Source organism: Anabaena sp. UHCC 0253 (genome assembly GCF_009712085.1).
Lineage (GTDB): Bacteria > Cyanobacteriota > Cyanobacteriia > Cyanobacteriales > Nostocaceae > Dolichospermum.
Window position 1 is genome coordinate 565707 of record NZ_VILD01000001.1, and the last position, 5089, is coordinate 570795.

The window sequence follows — 5089 nt, forward strand, 5'->3', positions numbered from 1 at the left end:
GCCAAACTTGATTGAGTTCTGCCTCAATTTCTGTGAGGGAAACATCCTTGGGTGCTTGCAAAGAAAAAATCGTAGGTGCTTGGGAAACCATAGTTAATTTTGTCAGTTGTTCGTTGTCAGTTGTCAGTTGTTCGTTGTCAGTTGTTCGTTGTCAGTTGTCAGTTGTTTTGCTACTGACCACTGACCACTGACTAATTAAAGTCTGCGCCAACGACGGCCGTCTTGGTTAATTAATAATTCTGCTTCTTCTGGTTCCCAAGTACCAGCTTCATACTGAGGAACGGTAGCAGGATTTGCGGGTAAATCCCATACAGAAAGGGCTGGTGTAACTACTTGCCAAGCTGCTTCTACTTCGTCTGCCCGTGTGAATAGAGTTTGGTCGCCCATCATACAATCAAGGAAAAGGCGATCGTAAGCGTCGCTTGTAGCGGAAATACCAAAAGAACCATAGCTAAAATCCATATCTACGGAACGGGTGCGGAAATCACCACCAGGCATTTTTACATCGAACCGCAGGGAAATACCTTCATTAGGTTGTATCCGCATAGCCAAAACGTTGGCGTTTGCTTGTTGAGCAGCCGAGGGGAACATTCTAGAAGGAACTTCGCGGAAGTGAATGGCAATTTCACTCACTTTTTTTGGCATCCGCTTGCCAGTCCGTAGGTAGAAAGGAACACCTTTCCAGCGCCAATTATCTACTAGAAACTTCATGGCTACATAGGTGGGAGTAGTTGATTCAGGATTAACTCCTGGTTCATTGCGATACCCTTCCACTTGTTTACCTTTCATCCAGCCAGCACTATACTGTCCCCGAATTGCTGATTGTGACAAATTATGGACATCTGCCAAACGAGTAGCTTGTAGCACCTTTACTTTTTCTGTACGGATACTATCAGCATCCATAGAGTTGGGTGCTTCCATTGCTGTTAAACAGTAAAGCTGCATCAAATGATTTTGTAACATATCCCGCAGTGCGCCGGCGCTTTCATAGTAACCAGCCCGGTCTTCTACTCCTACGGTTTCTGCTACGGTAATTTGGACATGATCAACAAATTGCCGATTCCATAGAGGTTCAAAAATGGCATTGGCAAAGCGGAAAACCAGCAAGTTTTGAACTGTTTCTTTACCCAAGTAGTGGTCAATACGATAAACTTGGTTTTCTTTACAAAACTTCTGTACTACTTGGTTGAGGTTTTGGGCAGAAGCTAAGTCACGACCAAAGGGTTTTTCAATCACTAGACGATGTTTTTCTGAGTCATCTAGCATCCCCGCTAATCCTAGCTGCTTAATAGCTTCAGGGAAGAAGTTAGGTGCAACGGAAAGGTAGAACATCCGGTTTCCCCTTGTTCCCCGTTTCTCGTCTAGTTCAGCCAATAAGGTTTTGAGTTTTTGGTAGCCTGTAGGGTCATCTATATTCCCTGGACAGTAAAACAAACCTTGAGAAAAGTCTTGCCAAAGTTCGCCTAGTTCTACACTAGCGTGAGCTTCTTCCATGCCTTTTTGCATTTGCTCACGGAAGTATTCATGACTCCATTCTCGACGGGCTACTCCGACAATGGTTGTTTCTGCGGGAATACGTCTTTCTCTCCGCAATTTATATAATGCTGGGACTAACTTCCGCCAAGTTAAATCTCCGGAAGCACCAAAGATGACGATAATTTGCGGTTCGGGCATCCCTTGTTGCTGTAGACCAACGCGCAATGGATTTTCTAACAGACTGACCATAGGAGTTTAGATTTTAGATTTTAGATTTTGGATGTTGAATTGGGGTTTAGGTGGCAAGAAGGAGGCACAAAGTAAGGATCTATATTCTCCTCATTTCCTGATTTTTTGATCCTTTCCTACCCCTACTTCCCCAATTCCCTCTACAGGTGAGAATAGCTTGACTTTGCTTTGTAAAGAGTTCATGAATGACACAGAAAGGACACAGACAGCATATTGTAGGTACATAAAGTACAAAATTTAAGTCAAAAGTCGAACATTAACTTTGTTATATTTATGACTCAGTGATTTGGTTATGCAAATCTCTATCCATAATGTTATTTGTGGATAGAGAGTCAATCGTTTTAGAACCACCAATATTACTATTAATGTTGGGGTCTTGTAAGGTTTTGATGAGTGTAGAAAACTCTAGTCAGCTTTTTTGGAGCGATCGCTAGAAATTTCTCTTGCTTTTTCCTCGTAGATTTTGGTATGAATGTGAAGATTGGCAGATGCTATAGTTTTGTCTATTTACCTGTTTGCAGAAAAGATTTCACTTTGTCCACATTTTCTTTACTGCCAATAATTAACGGTGTCCGCTGATGTAGTTTGGTAGGTACTACATCTAAAATATCCATTGTTCCTGTACTAGCAACACCGCCAGCTTGCTCAATTAAAAATGCTAAAGGCGCAGTTTCATACAACAAACGTAATTTACCTTCTGGTTTTTGTAGTGTTCCTGGGTAAAGAAAAACTCCGCCCTGTAATAAAATTCTGTGAATATCGCTCACCATTGCGCCACTGTAACGGGAGCTATAGCCTTCAGTGCGATGCACATAACGGATATATTCTCTAAAAGGTTCATCCCATTGCCAGAAGTTACCATCATTAACGCTATAAGTAGCAGCGTGATTTGGCATTTTGATATTTTCTTCACACAGAATAAACTCACCCAGGCTAGGGTCAAGAATAAATGAATGTACTCCTGTACCTATCGTATAAACCAGCATGGTGCTTGGACCATAGAGAATATAGCCTGCGGCTAATTGCTTGCGTCCATCGGTGAGCAAATCCTTCGCTTCACCATCAATATCTGTTCCTTCTTGCTGACGAATGGCAAAAATCGAACCTAAACTGAGATTGTTATCTGTGTTAGATGAACCATCAATGGGGTCATAAAGGAGAGTATAACGACCAATGGGGCAGTTTTCAGGGATATAATAGGGTTTTTCCATCTCTTCGGAAGCAAGACGACAAACTAAGCCGCTTTGTTTGAAGACGGAAATAAATACTTCATTGGCGTAAACATCCATCTTTTTGACGGATTCTCCCTGGACATTGACTTCTCCAGTAAATCCTAGAACCCCTTCCATTAAACCAGCACGACTCAAACGACGAGCAACCAGTTTACCTGCTAAAGCGATGCGATTCATGAGCGCACTTAAATCTTGTGCATCTGGACCAAAACTCTGTAGTTGTTGGAGGACGTGGCGGGATAATGTTGTACAATCACGATCTAGGGCTTTATCTGTAGCACTGTTGACAGATTCTAAAGATTTTTGTGCTTGCGTCATGTTTATTATTTCCTCCCAATTTGCGATTGGGTGATTTTTTGCTTTTGGCGATTTTATTCGCTACTTCTATCTTAGAAAAGTAATTTGATAACTTAAAACTGATTTTATATAAACTAAAGAATTCAACTGCTTTGAGACAATCCTCACTAGCTACTGGAGTTATTCGCTTCATAAAATAAGTATACTGTTAAACCTAAGTAGCTTGGGTTGTTCGTGTTAGCATTGCAAAGCAATGGAACAAAACCCAACATTTATAAGCATTTGTTGGGTTTCGCTGTCTTTTAACCTAATCTACAAAAACTCTTAACCAAACAGTATTGATTTCACATCTACCTACTTACTGAACAGGCAACTGCTGAGAAAGATCAAAGTTGGTAACAATATTAATATTTCCTAAAAGTAAAATAACTATTGTCAACCCTGCAACTAAACTTGCAAAAAACTTTGTTTGTCGAGATGGAATTACAGAATGAACTAAAAAAGGTAGGATTAGTAAAGAAGTCAATACTATGAATAAATACTTTGTTATTGATAATTCTAGCAAAAAATTACCTAATCCGTACTGAAGACTGTAATTAAAACTCCACGCTCCTATAAAAATACTGATTAAACAGGCACTGATAAAGTCTGGATTGCTGATAAAATCCTCCAGAAATATTCCTAATGCTAAAAACAAAAAAGGAAAATATGGAATCAGATACCAAGCATAGAAATGGCTTTGAGCGCCAGAAAATAAGAGAATAAATGAATAGACAATAATGGGAATATAAATAAGTTGGTATTTGATATTAGTTGAAAATGTTCTAAAAACTGCAATCAAAATTAGCCAACTAAAAGTTAACCAACCATCTTCAAAGAATACAGGGTACAAGATGATTTCTTTAAATAACAGGAAATTCTCAAATCGGTTAGTATGAGATTGAAGTACCTTAAAGAAAAGATCAATATCATAAACACTACCATAAATAAAATATACAGATAATATTAGTAAGCCAATTACAAAAACTACTAAACTTTCTCGCCATTTCTTTTGATAAATCAGCAGTAAGCAAAGCACAAGGACAAGAAAAAAGCCAGTTATTTTAGCTAGAGATGCTATCCCAGCTAAAACAGCAGAAATGTAAAGATAGGTTGAATTAGCAGATTCGCAATATCTTAAAAAACAAAGTAAAGTAGATAAACTTAAAAAAACAATGAGATTTTCGCTAACTGCTAATCTAGAAAGAAAAACAGTATTAGGATTTGTCGCAAAAATCAAAGTAGAGATAATTGCAATATTCGTATTACATAATTTTAAACTGAAGACATAAAAGAGAGAAATAGAAACAATTGGAATCGTCCACCTTTAACTCGTAAAGAAAGAGCAGAAAATGTCCGAAAACGAGATTATTTTACTAAATATGGTGAAAAAGCAAGGGCGGTTTTAAATGCACTTTTAGAAAAATATGCTAATGAGGGAATTGAAAATATTGAAGATTTGTCTGTACTGAAATTAGAACCGCTAAAACAATTTGGTTCTCCTCCAGAAATTGTGAAAATATTTGGTGGTAAATCTTTAATTTTATGGGGCGATAGTGATAAAATTTTGGGAACTGGGGATGCTCCAAAGTTTGCTAAAGCCATTCCCCAAAGTAAGCTAATTTGGATTAAAGATTGTGGTCATATTCCCCATTTAGAACAACCCCAAATTGTCGCCCAACATATATTAGAATTTCGCAATTAAGCTCCTTTAATTAACAAAATCCCCGACTTCTTCAAAAAGCTGGGGATCTAAAGAAATCATTTTCACCAATCAATCATATAACCAAGTATTA

Annotated in this window: 3 protein-coding genes and 1 pseudogene; 1 reads left to right on the top strand and 3 read right to left on the bottom strand. The window is 38.3% G+C overall.

Going from position 1 to position 5089, the window contains the following annotated elements:
* Positions 1–195 precede the first annotated feature (195 nt).
* The 3 genes from zwf to FJR38_RS02520 form a co-directional block, all read right to left on the bottom strand.
* Positions 196–1725 (bottom strand): glucose-6-phosphate dehydrogenase, encoded by a 1530-nt coding sequence (zwf, locus tag FJR38_RS02510; RefSeq protein ID WP_168499554.1) that lies wholly within the window; start codon positions 1723–1725, stop codon positions 196–198.
* Between the two features lie 503 nt (positions 1726–2228).
* The gene (fbp, locus tag FJR38_RS02515) at positions 2229–3275 is read right to left on the bottom strand and encodes a class 1 fructose-bisphosphatase (RefSeq protein ID WP_168499556.1); all 1047 of its coding nucleotides are present in this window, start codon (positions 3273–3275) and stop codon (positions 2229–2231) included.
* A gap of 337 nt (positions 3276–3612) precedes the next feature.
* A complete protein-coding gene (locus FJR38_RS02520; protein WP_168535604.1) occupies positions 3613–4611 on the bottom strand; it encodes a glycosyltransferase family 39 protein in 999 nt (332 codons plus the stop codon).
* Here FJR38_RS02520 and FJR38_RS29205 point away from each other — a divergent pair.
* A pseudogene (locus FJR38_RS29205) lies at positions 4606–4998 on the top strand (alpha/beta fold hydrolase); the annotation flags it as partial. The gene FJR38_RS02520 and the pseudogene FJR38_RS29205 sit on opposite strands and share 6 nt — an antisense overlap.
* Between the last annotated feature and the right edge of the window lie 91 nt (positions 4999–5089).